Origin of the sequence: Paenibacillus sp. RRE4 (assembly GCF_031844205.1) — a bacterium.
GTDB lineage: Bacteria > Bacillota > Bacilli > Paenibacillales > Paenibacillaceae > Paenibacillus > Paenibacillus xylanexedens_B.
Window position 1 is genome coordinate 3,460,435 of record NZ_JAUZUT010000001.1, and the last position, 18,496, is coordinate 3,478,930.

The following is an 18,496-nucleotide window of genomic DNA, read 5'->3' on the forward strand; positions in this document are numbered from 1 at the left end:
TCAAATCGCTCGAATATCCTGTCCCGTTTTTTGGTACTTGTCGTTCCTTCTCATGAGAACAACTAATAAAAACGTCCACCGTTCTGTGTGATCATCTCTGCAGCTTGCGGTAAAGAATCGTGAGAAACGGATACCGTCAGCAAAATGCCCTGACTTATATTTCGCGCTACATCTTCTGGTTCTGGTGTATGGTCATACACCTGTCCTCCCGATAACATCTCGGTCTCATCACTGATTAGAGCGAGTACATTCAGCTCGCCGCTGAAGCCGCCAACAACCGCTGTTGGTGAATGCTCTTCTCCCTTAATATGATTTGACTCAGCTGTCCCTGCATGCTCACGCAGACTCTCGATGCGTAGCTGGTTCGGATGTAACAACTCCAGAGCTCTGCGTGCAGATTCAGCTTCAGACCAACTCGTAAATACAGCCTCTAGTGTGACCGCCAAGCGATCTTCAGTCATGAATTTCTCTTCCCTGACGACGATCTGCCGCCTCGCTGCGGCGCAAAGCTTCGATATCCTCGTGATCGGCCGCTTCCGCGCTGAACTCCACATCCTCATTTTTCGCAGACTGCAGACGTTTCATCTTTTCCGTTTTTGTTAAAATTTCACCTGGTCGTTGTCGATTAGCCATGTTGTTCTTCCTCCCTTAGTATTTTTTCTGTCCTCTCCGTTGCTGTGTAAATGATCTTATTGCTCAAATCAGATCATTCCACCGGCTTGTTCAATAATCGACATCGCTCGGTGATGCACCTCTTCATCCACAACGACAGTTAATAGGATGTCCCTACCTGTAGGGCCTCCTTGTCCGCCATCACTCATTCCGCTTGCAGCAGGGTCTGCCGCAGCCATAATGCCTGAGCTGGCACTCATTTGCATCGCATCAGGTATCCATGATGAGTAACTGCCGGAGATACCCGGTTTATAGGAGGCTCCGCTTGGTCCCACACCCGCATAACGGCTAAAACGATTAACAGACAAGTCTTCCACTCGCAGCGCCTCCAATTTTTTGACCGCTCCCTGTGCCTGCTCAGGGCTATGAAAATAGGCCAAAATATTTTTCTCCGTCATTCGCTTCACCTGCTTCCTGTAATTCTGTCAATCTGTATCTATTTCACAGATCGTTCCCGCCATGCTATCTTTCCGCAACGAAGCCCAGAATATACCGAATTTCTAACATGTGGAGACACTTGGGAACACTGCGAAGCAAACTAATTCACAAAAAAAGACACCATCGATCATCAAAGATCATCGATGGTGTTCTCATAACTACTTCATATATGAATCAGTCGCCGCGAAAGGCGCGTTTTACTCGATCAAAGAACGATTGCTCATGCTCATGGGTTTGTTCGCCATCCAGTGCAGCAATTTGACGAAGCAGATCTTTCTGTTCGTCATTCAGCTTACTTGGTGTAACCACGACAACCTTCACATGCTGATCTCCTTGTCCCATACCGCGCAGGCGTGGCACGCCTTTGCCTTTGAGACGGAAATACGTTCCGGTTTGTGTACCCGCCGGAATTTTCAGCTTCACTTTTTCGGTCAGTGTCGGGATTTCAATCTCGTCTCCGAGCGCGGCTTGAGCAAACGTCAACGGAATTTCACAGTAGATATCATCGCCTTCGCGCTCGAAGAAGTCATGGGACTTCACACGAATAACAATGTACAGGTCACCTGCAGGACCACCGCGCAGACCGCCTTCACCCTCACCTGTCATACGCAACTGTGCACCGTCATCCACACCAGCTGGAATGCGAACATTGATTTTGCGCTGTTTGCGAACTTTACCGCTACCGCTACACGTTGTACATTTTTCTTTGATAATCTGTCCGGTACCGCTACAGTTCGAACAAGCGCGGCGATTGACCATACGACCAAATGGTGTATTCTGAACGACTTCCTGTTGTCCACTACCCTTGCAGACCGTGCATGTTTCCGGCTTCGTTCCTGGTTTGGCACCTGAACCGTGACAAGTATCGCAGCCTTCCGTACGCGGAATAGTAATATCCGTTTCCTTGCCAAATACAGCTTCCTTGAACTCAATCGTCATGGTGTACTGCAAATCGTTCCCCCGCTGCGGAGCGTTCGGGTCACGGCGCCCGCCACCACCGCCAAAGAACATATCAAAGATGTCGCCGAAGCCGCCGCCACCAAAGTCTCCACCGCCAAATCCACCTTGATTCGGATCGATGTGACCATATTGGTCGTACTGAGCACGCTTCTGGCTGTCACTTACGACATCATAAGCTTCTTTTACTTCTTTAAACTTGGCCTCCGCATCTGCCGCCTTGTTCACGTCAGGGTGATACTGACGGGCCAGCTTACGGTAAGCTTTTTTGATTTCCTCGTCGCTTGCATTTTTGCTTACGCCGAGCACCTCATAATAATCACGTTTTTCAGCCACTCTTCCACCCCCATAACATTCACCTTATCGCACATCGTGACAAAAGGAAAGTCAAAGCACGGGAGCCCCGGCTATGACTTTCCCTTTAATCCGAACGTCACCGATGTTTTAACTCGCAGACTATGGCGAATTAATTATTTTTTATCTTCGTCCACAACTTCGTAATCAGCGTCTACGACGTTGTCACGTTTAGCAGAACCTTGTTGCTCTTCGGCACCTTGAGTCGCTTGTGCATCAGCTTGAGCTTGCTCATACAATTTAACAGACAACTGTTGAACAATCTCGGTCAGTTCTTCTGTAGCGGCTTTGATGTCTTCCAGATTGTCGGAAGCCAGTACGCCTTGCAATTTTTCTTTGGCAGCATTTGCTTTTTCTACTTCGCCTGCATCTGCTTTTTCACCAAGATCTTTAATTGTTTTGTCTACAGAGTAAATCAATTGGTCCGCACTATTTTTCGCTTCCACAAGCTCTTTACGTTTTCTATCTTCCTCGGCATGAAGTTCAGCATCTTTCATCATTTGCTCAACTTCCGCATCGCTCAGACCGCTGGAAGAAGTAATTGTAATTTTTTGCGTTTTGTTTGTACCTTTGTCTGTTGCAGACACGTTAACGATACCGTTGGCATCGATATCGAAGCTAACTTCGATTTGCGGCACACCGCGTGGCGCTGGCGGGATATCTCCCAGCATGAAGCGACCAAGCGTTTTGTTGCCAGCTGCCATCTCGCGCTCACCTTGCAGGACGTGAATCTCAACGCTAGGTTGATTATCTGCATAAGTGGAGAATACTTGAGATTTGCTTGTAGGGATCGTCGTGTTACGCTCGATCATTTTCGTAAATACGCCACCAGCAGTTTCGATACCCAGGGACAGCGGAGTTACGTCCAGCAATACGACGTCTTTCACGTCACCTGTCAGTACGCCCGCTTGTACAGCTGCACCCAATGCAACAACTTCGTCCGGGTTAACGCCTTTGTGCGGCTCTTTACCTGTCAGTTTTTTGATCGCTTCCTGTACGGCAGGAATACGAGTGGAACCACCAACCAATACGATTTTGTCGATATCGTTAGGTGTCATGCCCGCATCGCTCAATGCACGGCGAGTTGGTTCAAGCGTACGCTCAACCAGACCAGCAGAAAGCTCTTCGAATTTCGCACGGCTCAGGTTTAATTCCAAGTGCTGGGGAACGCCGTCAGCAACCGTGATGAACGGCAGGGAAATCGTTGTAGTCAATACGCCGGAAAGCTCTTTTTTCGCTTTTTCCGCTGCATCTTTCAAACGTTGTACCGCTGCTTTATCTTTGCTCAGATCAATACCTTGATCTTTTTTGAATTCATTTACGAGATAGTCGATAATTACTTGGTCAAAGTCGTCACCGCCCAGTTGGTTGTCGCCACTAGTCGCTTTAACTTCGAAGAAACCATCGCCCAGTTCCAAGATGGATACGTCGAACGTACCGCCACCCAAGTCATACACGAGAATCGTTTGATCTTCGGATTTTTCCATACCGTAAGCCAAAGCTGCCGCTGTTGGCTCGTTGACGATACGAAGTACTTCCAGACCTGCGATTTTGCCTGCGTCTTTCGTCGCTTGACGTTGACTGTCATTGAAGTAAGCTGGAACGGTGATAACCGCTTGAGTTACCGTTTGCCCCAGATATGCCTCTGCATCAGCTTTCAGTTTTTGCAGGATGATCGCAGAGATTTCTTGTGGGGAATAATCTTTGCTGTCGATCGTTTCTTTGTGGGATGTACCCATGTGACGCTTAATGGAAATGATCGTACGATCCGGGTTCGTGATCGCTTGACGTTTCGCTGTTTCACCAACGACACGCTCGCCATCTTTTTTGAAACCTACAACGGAAGGAGTAGTACGCGCACCCTCCGGGTTTGGAATAACTACAGCCTCGCCGCCTTCCATAACGGCTACGCATGAGTTGGTTGTTCCTAAGTCAATACCGATTACTTTGCTCATCCGAAAATTTCCTCCTCGACAATTTAAAATGAATAGGCACTTGCCAGCCTTATTGTGTTAGTCAGTGAACTGTTCTATGTGTATAAAACCTGTATATTAATCTTCGCCATTTAGTACACTTAGATTAAGAACTAACCTTAACCATAGCCGGACGAAGCACTTTATCTTTCAGCATGTAGCCTTTTTGAACCTCTTCCACAACGATGCCTTCTTCATGCTCATCGCTCTCCACTTGCATAATCGCTTGGTGGAATTCAGGATTAAACGGTTGTCCAACGGTTTCCATTGGAGTCAGTCCTTCATTTGTCAGCACGCCTTCCAATTGACGCAAGATCATTTGAAATCCTTTGGCAAAAGATTCAGTTTCCGTACCTTCCGGTACAGTAGCCATAGCACGCTCGAAATTGTCCATAACCGGAACCAGTTCGGTGATCAGCTTCATCGAAGCGTATTTGGCAAGCTCTTCTTTTTCCTTCTGCGTGCGACGACGGAAGTTATCAAAATCAGCTTGCGCACGTACAAAACGTTGCTGTGTTTCCTCAGCCTCTGCTTTCAAACGTGACAACTCATTTTGCTCCTGATCTGTTATCTCCTCAGCCTGTGCTTCTGCAGCTGCGGCCTCATTGACCGGTTCCTGCTCAGCGGCTGTTACTTCTTGTTCTTCTGTGAATGATTGCTCCTCTTTCAAGATGTTCACCTCCTTATAAGAATGAATCGTAATTCCCGTTCCCGTTGCTTATTTGAAGCGAGTCGTCAGCATCGTTGTAAGATCACGGGATAATGTATTTAGAATATGGATGACACGTGCATAATCCATGCGGGTTGGTCCCAGAATTCCAATGGAACCAAGTGCCTCGCCGTCCAACGAATACGACGCTGTAATCAAGCTACAGTTCGCAAAGGCCTCATGATCATTCTCTGTGCCTATTCGCACCTGAATTCCAGACCCGCCGGGCACTGGCATCATCAATTTCATTAATGTTGGTGTCTCATCTAACAAGTCTAGAATGTCCTTAACCTTTTCTACATCTCTGAACTCAGGTTGTGTCAACATATTAGTAGCACCGCTGAGGAATAGACGATTGTCATGCTCATTGTCAAACGCGCTATTAAGTACCTGCATAACTTCCTCATAACGCGTAATGTGACGCTCCATCTCTTGCCCCAGCTCGGTATAAAGACGTGACTTCAGCTTGTAGATCGGTACGCCTACCAATTTGCTGTTTAACAGACGAACCACATTCTCCATCTCGGCAACCGAAATCTCGGGCGGGATCTGAACTGTCTTGTTTTCCACCTGACCGGTGTTCGTCACAATAATAGCTACAGCTTCATTCTCATTCAGCGGAAGCAACTGGAAGTGACGCAGCGAGGTGTGGAAGACCTCAGGTCCAAGCAGAATCGAAGTATAATTGGTCATATGAGACAAAATGTTGGAGGCATGCTGAATAACCTGTTCCATAACATTCAGCTTCTCTGCAAAAAACGACTTTAAATCATCCAGTTCCTGCGGCTCCACCTGATTCCAGGGAACCAAATGGTCGACATAATATCGATAACCCTTATGAGAAGGAATGCGTCCAGCTGAAGTATGCGGCTGTTCGAGAAAACCCATCTCTTCGAGGTCGGCCATTTCATTACGAATCGTCGCCGGACTGTATCCAACATCTCCTCTTTTGGAAATGCTTCGGGACCCTACGGGCTCAGCTGAACGGATATAGTCATCCACTATAGCGTTCAGAATCATTCGTTGACGCTCTGTTAACATGGTGAGTATTCCCTCCTTCTGACTGTACTGCCCCATGTCGTTAGCACTCCAGTTAGATGAGTGCTAATCGGTAATACAAAAATACCAAACTGACATGATCATTGTCAAGTCAGTTTGCGGAATGGAACCATCTATTTATAGTATAGGCGAATAACCTTCACTTATAACGTATACTATGCACCTTAATGCTGGATTTCTCGATCCGAGGGATAATGTCTCAGACTGAATCGTGCCCCACCTAACGGTGAATCACTATACACCAAATCTGCATGGAGACGCGTCGCCAGTTGCTTGCTAATGGTTAACCCTAATCCTGTCACACCATTATTTCCTGTATAAAAACGACGGAAAATATGTTGCCCATCATGCTCATTCAATCCTGGTCCATCATCATCGACATGAAAAATCCAGTCCGCGTGATCATCGGCAGAGAGTTCCAATGTTAATATCACTTGCGTTTCGGTATGGCGCACAGCATTTTGCAGCAAGTTTAGCAGAATCTGAAACAATTGCTCCCCTGCTGTTTCCACGATGAACGAATTTGCTTCCGCTGTCAAATGTATTCCTCGCTGAAGCGCAGTTGGCATGAGCAGATACACTGCTTCTTCGGCCATGTTTTTCAGATCAATGACTGTCACAGGCCATTCCTCATCCACCGTTTCCAGTCTGGAGAGCTGAATCAGCTTTCCAACCATATCAATGAGACGTTGCGACTGGGTAGCAATGATTTCAAGCCCCTGATCCGTGGATACGACCTGATCCTGAATGGCATACACGTAGCCCTGAATGGACATCAATGGTGTCTTAAGTTCATGTGATACATTTTGCAAGAACTCCAGCTGATGCCGATGATGGTCATCTATTCTGTTACTCATTAATTGAAAGGTCTGAATCAATTCGCCGATTTCTGTATGGTCAGCCTGTAGGAATTGCTCTTTGTCTGGCATGTTTGGTTCATATTTGTTAACAGCCTCTTTCAACCGATTGAGTGGCTGTACCGTTCGCCATATGGCGAATAATCCTATCAACAGAATGACAACAAAACTTGCGGCAATCGACAGAAGGGTGGTCCGAAACAGCGGAATGTACATCGCCCTGAGTGACGATAACGGAGAATACAAGATCACTCGAAACTGTTTATGTGACAGCTCTGCCTCACTGTAGAGTACCTTTTTTCCATTTAAAATCATATAACCTTCGTGTGTACCCGGAAAACCCTCCAATTTCATCCCTACACGACCTGCGCTGCTCGAGGCGACTATTTTATCATCTCCATCGATGACAAAATAGTCCGCATAAAAGAGAATATCTTTAATAAAAAAACGAAAACTGTCATTGTCCAGATCCTCCAGATCATCTACACGAATGATCTTAACAGCCTTCTTCGTTTGTCCATTTAATTGTTGCTTAACCTGATTGAGCAAAATATCATCAAAGAGGTGTATAAAAAACAGTACCGTAAACGCCACTGTAACCAGCATACTTGCAAACAAAGCGAGCAGCATTTTGCTGCGTATCGTCTTCATCGTGTATGTACAGCTGCTTTATAGCCGAACCCCCACACGGTATCAATGGTCAATGTAGCTTGAACCTGCGCAAGTTTTTTACGAATCCGTTTCACGAGATCATCCACTACACGCACTTCGCCGTAAAAATCATAATTCCAAACCTGCTGAATCAACTGTTCCCGGCTGAAGGGGCGGTCCAGGTGTTGGGAAAGAAATAACAGAAGCTCATATTCCCTTCCGGTTAGACCCAATTCTTCCCCACTAACATTGACACGTCGGAATTCTTCTGAAATCTGCACGTTACCTATGCTAAAATACCCTTCCTTCGGCTGATGCCGCTCCGTTTCTTTTAGTTCAACCCCTTGTGATAAGCGACTGCTGTGTATCAAACGAAGCATGCCTTTCACTCTCGCAACCAGTTCACGAGGATTGAAAGGTTTGCTCAGAAAATCGTTACATCCCAGTTCCAGCCCATTTAAACGATCGATTTCCTCTCCTCGAGCCGAGACCATAATAATGGGAATTTCAGTGAAGGTTCTCAGTTCCGTCAGGAGTGTAAGCCCGTCAACCCCTGGCATCATAATGTCGAGAATCAAACAGTCTGGCTTTTTCAAGCGCACTTCCCCGACCAGCTCTCTGCCGTGCGCAAAAGAGGTCACTTCATATTGTTCCTTTTTCAAATAACCTGCAATGAGTTGCAGAATATACGGATCATCATCCACTACAAAAATATGCGGCATCGACGTTCACCTCGGCATGAATATAACACTTCTGATATGTTTTTTATTAAATAGGTCACTACTAATGTAACAGAGTCTGTACCCGAATTTCAAAACTCTCGTGAACGGCTAAAGTATCGTTACAAACGTATCGTTAAAAACACCCGGCTTAACATGGAAAAGACGGAGTTCCCCATAAGAGAGCTCCGCCTGTATTGCGCCGTTTATCAAATGTCACTGATGCGTTAAATTATTGGACTGGATCTAATACAGTGAGGGCATCAGAGCACAATTTCTTATTTATGGAATGAGCTTGATTTTGCGGCCTCGTTTTTATTTGTAGCATTTGTTTTGGCTGGTGCTTTGGTTGCAGACGCTGTTGTTTTATGCGTTGTAGCCGTTGCTGTTTTGTGTGCTGTTGCCACTGGTGTTTTGTGCGTAGTCACGGTCGCTGTTTTATGTGTTGCTGTTTTTGGAGTTGTAGCAGTTGTTTTTTTCATTCCAGTTTTTGGCGTGGTTGTTTTGTTTACAGTCGTTTTAGCTACTGGCGTTTTGGTTCCTGTTGCTTTTGTGTGCTGCGATTTTGTGAGCAGTTTTTTTCGCTTTGTGTGCCGTTTGTTTTGCTTGATGTGCAGTAGCCTTTGCTGTTGCAGAAGCTTTATGTGAAGCCTGTTTAGCTTTATGAGCCGCAGCTTTGGCTTTATGTGTCGTTGCTTTTGCTTTATGTGTTACTGTTTTTGCTTTATGAGCAACCTTTCTGCCCTTGTGATGCATTGCGGTTGTTTTATGAGAAGCTCTTTTTGCTTTGTGAGTTACTTTTGATTTGTGCACAGCCTTTTTCGCTTTATGCTTCGCCACTTTTGCTTTATGAGTAGCCTTCTTGGCTTTATGTGTTACTGCGCTCGCTTTGTGAGTTGTTGTTTCCTTCTTGGTTGTAGATGTTGTTTTGGTAGGGGCCGTTTTAGCTCCTGTCGTTTTTGTCGGCGCAACAGTGGATTTGGCTGCTGGAGTGGTTGTTGATTTTGTTGTAGATTGGCTCGTTGAGTTAGCCGATGCTCCAGCTTTTTGTGTTTCAGACGGTTTTACGGAATTTACAACAGGCGTTGCGGCAAAAGCACTACCTGCTCCACCAATTACACTCATCGCTGTTACCAAAGCTGCTACATGTTTTGTCCATTTTTTCATGATCGGTCACCTCATTCTTAAGATTGAGCTATCTGCATACTCCCTGCTTCGTACGTTGAAAACCTTGTTTTTAGCCATGTTCTTCAACTGTTCCACTGTGAAGTTTTTTTGCAGATCGCTTATGTAAGTTCATCTTAACAAGAGGATGTGTGAGAATAATGGAATAAGTGTGTGAAAAGTATATGAAAAAACGAGCATAAAAAAAAGACCACAAGCCCTTTGAAACCTTAGGTTTCTTGGGTTGTGATCTTTATCTTTATCTTTATCTTTATCTTTTTATTCTTATAAGCGTATACTACGCTGACACATTCAGTTCTTTCAGAACCGCAATCTCGTCACAGCAATCCTGCTTGCTGCAATGAACGCAGTCCGTCCATACTTTCTCAGGGAAGATTTCTTTTTCCACAACAGCAAAGCCATTTTTCAGAAAAAAGGAAACTTCATACGTGAGTGCCATCACCTTTGGAATCTGTTGTCTCTCCGCCTCTTCTACAAGCCGGTCAAGTAGACGGGAACCGATGCCCAGCCCTTTATACCCTTCTGAAATGCCCAGCGATCTTACTTCCACCAGATCATTGCCCAGTCGACATAATGAGCCGCAGCCTACGACCACTCCATCCACCTCAGCCACAATAAAATGCTCCAGCTGCCGATGCAGTACTTCCCGTGAACGCGGAAGCATGATCCCACGCTCTGCATATCCCTTAATCATTTCAAACAGTGGTTCAACATCTTCCGGTACAGCTTTCCTGCATATAACCGACATCCAGCTCTCCTCCTATAACGACGCTTTCCGAGGAAAGCTAGCTTCGTAGTTGTGAAATTGACACGCCCTGTAAAACAATATGAATAAATATACAACAGAGCGTATAGAATTTCAAGCTACGAATTTAGCGATATCGAGCCGATAAACTCGGCAAAAACGTCATTGCCGAACAGAATACCTTGTTCACTCAGTTTAAAGCCGTCTGCTGTCCGCTCAAGCAATCCTGCATGCAACATTTTGCCCAGCGGTTTTGCAAATACATCCTCCATGGATTCCCCAAACTGGTTGTGGAATCTCGAAGATGAAGCTCCCTCTAGCATACGGAGTCCTACCATTAGATAATCCTCCATCGCTTCCGCGCGGCCAATCTCGAAATGATCCAAACGTGGCAGTCCTGCACGCGAGGCTTCCACATAAGGATTAATCCCCTTTATGTTCATATGGCGTTCACGGCCTACGTACCCGTGTGCACCCGCACCAAGTCCGTAATAATCCTCATTACGCCAATAGGTGATATTATGACGGCTCTCGAAGCCTGGTTTGGCAAAGTTACTGATCTCATACTGTTCATAACCCGCTTCTTTCATGCGCTTCATTAATAGAAGATACATCTGCAACTCATCATCTTCATGCGGGAGAGGCAGTTGATTTTTTTGATACAGGGTATGGAAAAGTGTATTTTCTTCTACCTTCAGGCTATAGATCGAATAGTGTTTCAGATCCAGTTCCAGCGCTTTGTCGATACTTTCATTCAACATCTCCACCGTCTGGTTTGGCAATCCAAACATCAGGTCAATCGACAGGTTATCCAGTCCCGCCTTGCGTGCATTTTCCAGGCTCCGGTATACATCATCCGTATTATGAATCCGGCCAATGCCCGTCAGCAGATCATTCTGAAAAGCCTGTACGCCAAAGCTGACACGGTTTACACCGCCTTCTTTCATCGCGGCCAGCTTCTCGGCATCCGTCGTTCCCGGGTTGGCTTCCATCGAAAATTCAATATCGTCTGCCCAATTCGGAAAATAGGTTTTGACCGAACGCAGGAAATAAGCCATCTCGTCCGGTTTCAACGCGGTTGGCGTTCCGCCGCCGACAAAGATCGTTTTAATTTCCCCTGGCGGATTCGCCTTGACGGTATGCTCCATCTCCCGTTCCAGCGCCTCCAAGTATTGCATTACGGGCTGATCTTTCAGAACATAAGAATTAAAGTCACAGTAAAAACATTTATTTGTACAAAATGGAATGTGAAGGTACACCGCTTGGGGCGCACCTGTTTTCTGGTTGTGTGCTGCAAGCGTCACGGTAAAGTCCCCCTTGATTTGAAAAAAGGAAAGCCAGTTGGCTTCCCTTTCAGCTAAAATGGTGATTTATATAAAGTGATCTAACAATTTACACATTCCACTCCAATGACAGAATAACCTTCCAATCGCTGTTATCCCCAGATTTTTTTGATTCCCTTTCCCAAAAGGGAAAAATCCGGTGATAAAGGCGAACGCTCCGCTTTTTCAGGTTTTTTCTGTCCTCTCCGTTAATGTGTAAAAATAGTTCACTTTATATAGTTTGATTACGAGTAATTCGATACGCACAATCTGTGCTGTACCTAAAATTAAATTATTAGAATGCATTTTTAATACACACAGTCTGTGCTGTACCCAAAATTAAATTATTAATCATCAATTTTCAGTACCGCCATAAATGCCTCTTGTGGCACCTCTACGTTACCGACCTGCTTCATCCGCTTCTTACCTTCCTTCTGCTTCTCAAGCAGTTTCCGTTTCCGCGAGATGTCACCGCCGTAACACTTGGCAAGTACGTTTTTACGCATCGCTTTAACTGTTTCACGAGCCACAACCTTGGTTCCCACGGATGCTTGAATTGGTACTTCAAACATTTGCCGCGGAATCAGTTCGCGCAGTTTTTCACAGATGATACGGCCGCGATTGTATGCACGATCTCTGTGAACAATGAAGGACAAGGCATCGACTTGTTCGCCGTTAAGCAGGATGTCCATTTTCACCAGATTGGACTGGCGGTAACCGGACAGCTCATAGTCAAACGAAGCATAACCTTTGGTGCTTGATTTCAATTGGTCGAAGAAGTCATATACGATCTCGGACAACGGGATCTCATATGTAATCGTAACCCGTGTGGTGTCCATATATTCCATATTGATAAATTCGCCACGTTTATTTTGGCACAGCTCCATAATTGTTCCCACGTAATCATTCGGCACGATGATTGAAGCCTTAACATACGGCTCTTCAACGTAATCAATCCGGCCTACCTCTGGATAGTTGGATGGGTTATCAATTTGAATCTGCTCGCCGTTAGTTAGCGTTACGTGGTAAATTACGCTTGGAGCCGTTGTAATCAGCGGAATGTTAAACTCACGCTCAATCCGCTCCTGAATAACGTCCATATGCAACAGTCCCAGGAATCCGCAACGGAATCCAAAGCCTAGCGCGCTGGATGTCTCAGGCTCAAAGCTGAGCGATGCATCGTTCAGCTGCAGCTTTTCCAATGCTTCACGTAGGTCAACATAGTCCGATGTCTCAATCGGATACAGACCGCAGTATACCATTGGATTGATTTTACGGTAACCCGGAAGTGGTTCAGGTGTTGGATTTTTCGCATCAGTAACCGTATCCCCGACTTGTGTATCGCCGACATGACGGATACCCGCAACGATGAACCCTACATCCCCGACGTTCAGCTCGTCCACAATGGTCATGCGCGGCTTGAAGGCTCCCACTTCGATCACTTCAAACGATTTGTTTGTTGCCATCATTTTGATTTTGGAACCCGCCTTGATTTTACCGTCAATAACACGCACATACACGATAACCCCTTTGTAAGGGTCATAGTGCGAGTCAAAAATCAGCGCTTTAAGCGGCTGATCCGGATCACCCACAGGTGCGGGCACACTCTGTACCACTTGCTCCAAAATTTCTTTGATCCCGATGCCGGCTTTGGCCGAAGCCAATACAGCGTTGCTGGTATCCAGTCCGATAACATCTTCAACTTCCTGCTTTACCCGTTCCGGGTCAGCACTTGGCAAGTCGATTTTGTTGATAACCGGCAAAATCTCCAGATTATTATCCAGCGCAAGATATACGTTAGCCAGTGTTTGCGCTTCGATCCCTTGAGCCGCGTCAACGACAAGAAGCGCCCCTTCACATGCAGCAAGACTACGTGAAACCTCATACGTAAAGTCTACGTGTCCCGGCGTATCAATGAGATTCAGTAGGTACTCTTCACCGTCGTCCGCTTTGTAATTCAGGGCAACTGCTTGCAGTTTAATGGTGATTCCGCGTTCGCGTTCCAGATCCATCTGATCCAGTACTTGTTCCTGCATTTCACGTGATGTCAGCGCACCTGTGTACTCCAAGATCCGGTCCGCAAGTGTTGATTTACCGTGATCTATATGTGCAATAATTGAAAAGTTACGAATTTTACGTTGTCTTTCCCGAATGTCAGTCATTCCTTACCCCCAGAAACAGCCTAGTGTCAATCACTTCATTATAACAGTTGCTTCAAGGTGCATCAATCCCATGATGATTTAACTTTTATAATAAAGTTACTTGAAGCTTGCTTCGAAGGGTTAGTTTTCCGTTAATCCGCCCGCTTCTATTCATCTACTCCGCCAAAAAGAGAGACAACCCACTTGATGCCGCTGTTTGACAAGTTTTGTAGCAACCCTGCCGTTTTTTCCGCCAGCACATCTACAGGGGCCTTGTGCTGGTCCGCCCCAAGCACCTGGCTCGGGGTCTGGACAGGAACGAACGGCTTTTTAACCTCAGTCTGCACAGGCTCGGTGGATACCGTTTTATTTTCCTCACGTGCGGTTTCTGTGGTCGCCACTACGGGGACACTTTCATCAGGGTTGTTATTCTGAAAACCACTGCCTGCCAGCTGCATGCCCAGCAAGACACCAAGTAACATAAGCACACTGACAGACAGCATTTTTTTGCCAAATCTGGACATCTCGCAAATCTCCTTTCTTCTATAGATAGCTGATTTATCCGCCCTTGGATGCCGGTTTTGCACTTGCTTTATCTACGTTCTGTTCGTTCCAATATACTTCCGCGATCATATCCGCCAGAATTTTGGATGTTCGTTTCAGCTCGGCTGCCGTATTGTCAATTCCACCGATTTCGATGAGAATGCTGTTCGGGGAAAGCGTCTGATTGTATTCTCCATTGTTGCCTCCTCCGCCATTCTTCCCCCACACCCCACGGGATACCCCCGGGTACTTCGCTTCCAGCTTTTTGTGGATTTTTGCGGCAAAGGCTTCATTTTTACGCCAATTTGGATTTTCATGCCCGATAATGAAATATACCTTGGCGTAACTCTGATCACCGATGGTTGTTGTCGTTTTTTTATGTCGCTGGGAATCGCGGTGAATATCAATTAAATATGTCAGGTCGTCATTCTGAGCAAGCGCCGCTTTGACAGTCTGTCTGGAATATTTATAGGAAAAGTTCCAATTGTAATCTTTGATTTTCGTTTGGTAATCTTCCTTCGCATGCTCTACACCCACACCCAGCTTCTCCAAGCTATCCGATAGATAGGTTCCCACTTGAAAAACATTACCTGTCGGTTTACCGGAAGATGGATTATCGCTATCCGTGCCTAGCAGTGGATTATATCCTTCACGCGGATGCGAGTGATAGATCAGGACGGATTTTTTAGCAATAGCCGGATTTCCCTTGTCTTGCCCATTCCCTTTTGCTGGTGGATCTTCATCGACTGTACTCTTTCCCGGGTCATCTTCACCGGAAACGTCTGGATCATCCTGACCCGGAGGAACATGCAGTTCACTTCCTGGCTTACCTTCACCTGATGAAGCTGTTTCTGTCAGGCCTGGACCCGGCTGATAATCTTCAGGTGCTTCTGCCTTGGTATTGCCTGAGCCTGGTCTAAGTAGAACGGGCTGATTCGCTCCCATACCTGGCATTTCGCGTGCGATTAAACTTTTTGGATCTTGAGGATTCACATTGGTGAGCAATTGAAACACAAAAGAAGTCAGATTTTCACCGGAAATCGCAGTGTTCTGTTCCTTCTGCGTAAGATGAGGTACCTCCATACCCAACATGTCCACAAAAAAGCGACTTGAGACGGAACCTGCAAATCCTTTCATCGAAGAAACAGGGGAACTATTCAACCTTTTCTCCGCCATGCCTCCAAGCCCGAGTGCAACAAAAAAGAGGGCAGATATGATCATAAGCAGCAACAGTGTACGGCCCATGGCCAGCACGTGCAGACATCTTTTTTTCCACTTGCCAATGTTCCATGCCAATATCTTGTTCATTCTTATGTCTCCTTCCCTTGCAGAACAACTCTTATACTTCAACTCTATGAGAGTATTCAATTTGATAGAACAGGAAGTAGAAAGATGAAGACAACAAAAAAAAGAAAGTCCGATAGATTCGGACCTCCTTCTCCGTTCCGTATTAGGGGTTACGCTCTAGTGTGTATAAGCCGCAACGTTACCAGGGTTTACCGCTTCGTGAAGAGCCGCATTAAGTCCGGTTGCAATGACATTGGCGATGCCTTCAATGAACTCATCAATTTCTTTCGGGGTGACGATCAGGTCATGTCCGAGCGGTTCAAGCACTTCTTTTACCAGACTCAAACGGTCCTCTTCACCGATGTCATCAAGCATACCCATGATTTGTTTTGTCTGATCAGTTTCCTGACGAAAGTGAGAACGCATCATTTCGATGACGTTGTTCACGATGGTCGAAGCATAACATACCGTTGGCACACCGATGGCAATGCAGGGAACACCCAGAATTTCTTTTGTTAATCCACGACGTTTGTTACCAATACCAGATCCAGGATGAATCCCGATATCAGCCACCTGAATGGTTGTATTCACTCGTTCAAGAGAGCGTGAAGCGAGCGCATCAATGGCGATAATGGCATCAGGACGGGTACGCTCAACAATGCCCTGCACAATGTCACTTGACTCAATTCCTGTTGTACCAAGCACACCCGGAGCGATAGCACTGACCTCACGATATCCAGGCGCCACCTGATCCGGTACCAGTTCAAAATACTGCCGGGTAACCATCAAATTCTCTACCACCAACGGACCAAGAGAATCTGGAGTTACATTCAGGTTGCCGAGACCTACGATCAGCACCTTGGAATCTTTGCCGATACCCGCCTTGGTCATAAACGCTTCCATTTCTCGTGTAAATTCAGCGGCTACCCGTTCCTGCAGTTCAGTATCTCCGTTGCGAAGGGAAGGCACCTCAAGTGTGACATAATGGCCTTTTACACGCCCTATGGCTTTCGCTGCTTCATCATTCAACACATCAATCCGTGTAATCGTAATGCCATCTTTTTTATCAACATCCTCACGTAATCCGGGAATCGTCTGTCTTTGGCTGCCTTGTGCCATTTCTTTGGAGTCGATAGCCAAATCGGTGCGTACGGTATAATTTTGCAAATCCAGTGTCATCTGTGTCCCTGCCTCCCTTATTGCATTTGAGCATATTGTGTGGGAAAAAGGCGGGCTTTATGCAACATACCAAACAACGATGCAAAATCTGTTGCAATTTACATGCTAGCGTGATAGAATATTTTAAGTTGTGAAACGTTTGTATTCATGCGAATGCCTTACAGGAGGTGAATGTAATGCCAAACATCAAATCCGCTGTTAAACGCGTAAAAACGAGCGACAAGCGCCGCGCACTCAACGCTTCTCAGAAGTCTGCACTCCGCACAGCTGTTAAAGCTGCTGATGCTGCTCTGGTAAGCAACGAAGTTGAAACTGCTAAAGCTGCGATTCAAGCTGCTTCCAAAAAGCTGGACAAGGCTGTAACTAAAGGTCTGGTTCACAAAAATGCAGCTGCACGCAAAAAGTCTCGCTTGGCGAAAAAACTGAACGCTCTTTCCGCACAAGCGTAAGAAGCGTTACTTATACGAACCAATGGAAAAATCCTGAACAGCATGGGCTTTCAGGATTTTTTAGCATCTGTTCCGCCAAGTAAAAGAACATACCATAAAAAAACAACCTGAACATCTCTGATCTATGTTGAAATCAACATATGGAGGACTCTCAGGTTGTTTTTTTGTTTTAGCCTAGTGCTATGCTCCGAGTCTTAACAAAAATAACTCCAAGCCAAGAACTTTATCCACAGCTCCTGTTTTCATCTGATAATCCAGCTCACTCAAGTGACTCAGAATCTTCCTCAACCGGTCAGCATCGAATTTCCGAGCCTGTTCCCCGGCAATTTTGATCGCGTACGGATGCAAGCCAAGTTGACTGGCGATCTGCTGCTGCGAGTAACTTTGTTGCCCGAGTTCCTTGACCTGAATCATAATTCGGAACTGCCGCGCAATCAGCGCTGCAATTTTGATCGGTTCTTCACGTTGCTTCAAAAGTTCATAAAAGAGTGCAAGTGCTTTTTCCAACCTCAGGTTAGCCAATTCCTCCACAAGTGCAAATACATTCTGCTCCGTGCTGCGAGCCACCAGTGACTCAATATCTGCACGGCGAATCGTTCCTCCGTTTCCTGCAAACAAACAAAGCTTATCCACTTCGGCAGATAAACCTTGCAGTCCCGTTCCAGCATAACTGATTAGCGTATCTGCTGCCCCAGCTTCAAAGGTTACCTCTCTCTGTTTCGCGAGTTTAACAATCCATTGAATCAATTCTTCTCCATTTAGCGGCGCAAAGGCGAGAACAATCGCTTGTTTCTTAGCCGCCTTCACCAGCTTTTTCCGCTCATCCAGCTTGTCCCCTTGTGCTAAAAAAACGATCGTGCTGTAATCAGCGGGATTATCCATATATGTAATCAAGCGATCCACCTGATGCTCTATTTTGGACTCTTTCCCGGCCGTAAACAAGCTAGTGTCCCTTACGATAATTAATTTTCGAGGAACTAGAAAAGGAACTGTTTCTGCTTCTTCCACAATAGCCTCAATCGGTGTTTCGGAGAGATCATAGGGAATAACCGCAAAATCCTGGTGCTCTTCTTCAATAACATGCGTTTTTAACATCTCTGTGAACTGCTGTATCTGGTACTTCTCCGTTCCATACAGCACATAGATTGGCGCAGTTTCTCCGCTGCGTATTGCCTTTGTTGCGCTTTTTACATCCATCCACCGTGCCTCCTTATCCCTTTTATCCTACCAGAAAATACACAAGACAACAAAGGGAC

18 protein-coding genes are annotated in these 18,496 nt (G+C 46.0%); 1 reads left to right on the top strand and 17 read right to left on the bottom strand.

From position 1 onward, the window contains the following. Positions 1-62: 62 nt before the first annotated feature. From Q9R46_RS15605 to gpr, 16 genes are all read right to left on the bottom strand, one after another. Positions 63-461 (bottom strand): hypothetical protein, encoded by a 399-nt coding sequence (locus tag Q9R46_RS15605; protein ID WP_311280660.1) that lies wholly within the window; start codon positions 459-461, stop codon positions 63-65. Next, on the bottom strand, positions 454-633 hold the full coding sequence (locus Q9R46_RS15610; protein ID WP_123062588.1) for a YfhD family protein: 180 nt from the start codon (positions 631-633) through the stop codon (positions 454-456). The genes Q9R46_RS15605 and Q9R46_RS15610 overlap by 8 nt, the downstream gene beginning before the upstream one ends. A 68-nt stretch (positions 634-701) precedes the next feature. Then, complete coding sequence (locus Q9R46_RS15615; RefSeq protein WP_145332161.1) at positions 702-1,070, bottom strand: hypothetical protein; 369 nt, start codon at positions 1,068-1,070, stop codon at positions 702-704. A 214-nt stretch (positions 1,071-1,284) separates the two neighbouring features. Beyond that, positions 1,285-2,403 carry a molecular chaperone DnaJ gene (gene dnaJ, locus Q9R46_RS15620; protein ID WP_123062590.1) on the bottom strand — a complete coding sequence of 373 codons (1,119 nt, stop codon included), beginning with the start codon at positions 2,401-2,403 and terminating at the stop codon, positions 1,285-1,287. Between the two features lie 134 nt (positions 2,404-2,537). After that, the gene (dnaK, locus tag Q9R46_RS15625) at positions 2,538-4,376 is read right to left on the bottom strand and encodes a molecular chaperone DnaK (RefSeq protein WP_090914791.1); all 1,839 of its coding nucleotides are present in this window, start codon (positions 4,374-4,376) and stop codon (positions 2,538-2,540) included. A 124-nt stretch (positions 4,377-4,500) separates the two neighbouring features. After that, complete coding sequence (grpE, locus tag Q9R46_RS15630) at positions 4,501-5,064, bottom strand: nucleotide exchange factor GrpE (RefSeq protein WP_145332163.1); 564 nt, start codon at positions 5,062-5,064, stop codon at positions 4,501-4,503. 48 nt (positions 5,065-5,112) lie between these two features. Beyond that, the gene (hrcA, locus tag Q9R46_RS15635) at positions 5,113-6,144 is read right to left on the bottom strand and encodes a heat-inducible transcriptional repressor HrcA (protein ID WP_090914795.1); all 1,032 of its coding nucleotides are present in this window, start codon (positions 6,142-6,144) and stop codon (positions 5,113-5,115) included. 182 nt (positions 6,145-6,326) lie between these two features. Beyond that, positions 6,327-7,670 (bottom strand): sensor histidine kinase, encoded by a 1,344-nt coding sequence (locus Q9R46_RS15640; RefSeq protein ID WP_145332167.1) that lies wholly within the window; start codon positions 7,668-7,670, stop codon positions 6,327-6,329. Beyond that, positions 7,667-8,392 carry a response regulator transcription factor gene (locus tag Q9R46_RS15645; protein WP_311280661.1) on the bottom strand — a complete coding sequence of 242 codons (726 nt, stop codon included), beginning with the start codon at positions 8,390-8,392 and terminating at the stop codon, positions 7,667-7,669. Before Q9R46_RS15645 ends, Q9R46_RS15640 begins: the two co-directional genes overlap by 4 nt. Positions 8,393-8,908: 516 nt before the next feature. Beyond that, positions 8,909-9,556, bottom strand: coding sequence for a hypothetical protein (locus Q9R46_RS15650; protein ID WP_311280662.1), 648 nt, complete (start codon positions 9,554-9,556; stop codon positions 8,909-8,911). A gap of 295 nt (positions 9,557-9,851) precedes the next feature. Continuing rightward, entirely contained in the window at positions 9,852-10,322 is a 471-nt protein-coding gene (locus tag Q9R46_RS15655) for an N-acetyltransferase (protein ID WP_090914803.1), read from the bottom strand. Positions 10,323-10,438: 116 nt separating this feature from the next. Beyond that, positions 10,439-11,623: a radical SAM family heme chaperone HemW gene (gene hemW / locus Q9R46_RS15660; RefSeq protein ID WP_145332173.1), complete on the bottom strand. Its 1,185-nt coding sequence runs from the start codon at positions 11,621-11,623 to the stop codon at positions 10,439-10,441. Between the two features lie 365 nt (positions 11,624-11,988). Beyond that, the gene (gene lepA / locus Q9R46_RS15665) at positions 11,989-13,803 is read right to left on the bottom strand and encodes a translation elongation factor 4 (RefSeq protein WP_311280663.1); all 1,815 of its coding nucleotides are present in this window, start codon (positions 13,801-13,803) and stop codon (positions 11,989-11,991) included. Between the two features lie 146 nt (positions 13,804-13,949). Beyond that, positions 13,950-14,306 (bottom strand): DUF3679 domain-containing protein, encoded by a 357-nt coding sequence (locus Q9R46_RS15670; protein WP_311280664.1) that lies wholly within the window; start codon positions 14,304-14,306, stop codon positions 13,950-13,952. A 34-nt stretch (positions 14,307-14,340) separates the two neighbouring features. Continuing rightward, on the bottom strand, positions 14,341-15,633 hold the full coding sequence (locus tag Q9R46_RS15675; protein ID WP_145332179.1) for a stage II sporulation protein P: 1,293 nt from the start codon (positions 15,631-15,633) through the stop codon (positions 14,341-14,343). A 156-nt stretch (positions 15,634-15,789) separates the two neighbouring features. Then, positions 15,790-16,791: a GPR endopeptidase gene (gene gpr, locus Q9R46_RS15680; RefSeq protein WP_311280665.1), complete on the bottom strand. Its 1,002-nt coding sequence runs from the start codon at positions 16,789-16,791 to the stop codon at positions 15,790-15,792. A gap of 176 nt (positions 16,792-16,967) precedes the next feature. Here gpr and rpsT point away from each other — a divergent pair, with 176 nt between their 5' ends. Continuing rightward, complete coding sequence (rpsT, locus tag Q9R46_RS15685; protein ID WP_090914815.1) at positions 16,968-17,240, top strand: 30S ribosomal protein S20; 273 nt, start codon at positions 16,968-16,970, stop codon at positions 17,238-17,240. 180 nt (positions 17,241-17,420) lie between these two features. Here the strand turns inward: rpsT and holA are convergent, their stop codons facing one another. Next, positions 17,421-18,437 (bottom strand): DNA polymerase III subunit delta, encoded by a 1,017-nt coding sequence (holA, locus tag Q9R46_RS15690; RefSeq protein ID WP_311280666.1) that lies wholly within the window; start codon positions 18,435-18,437, stop codon positions 17,421-17,423. Between the last annotated feature and the right edge of the window lie 59 nt (positions 18,438-18,496).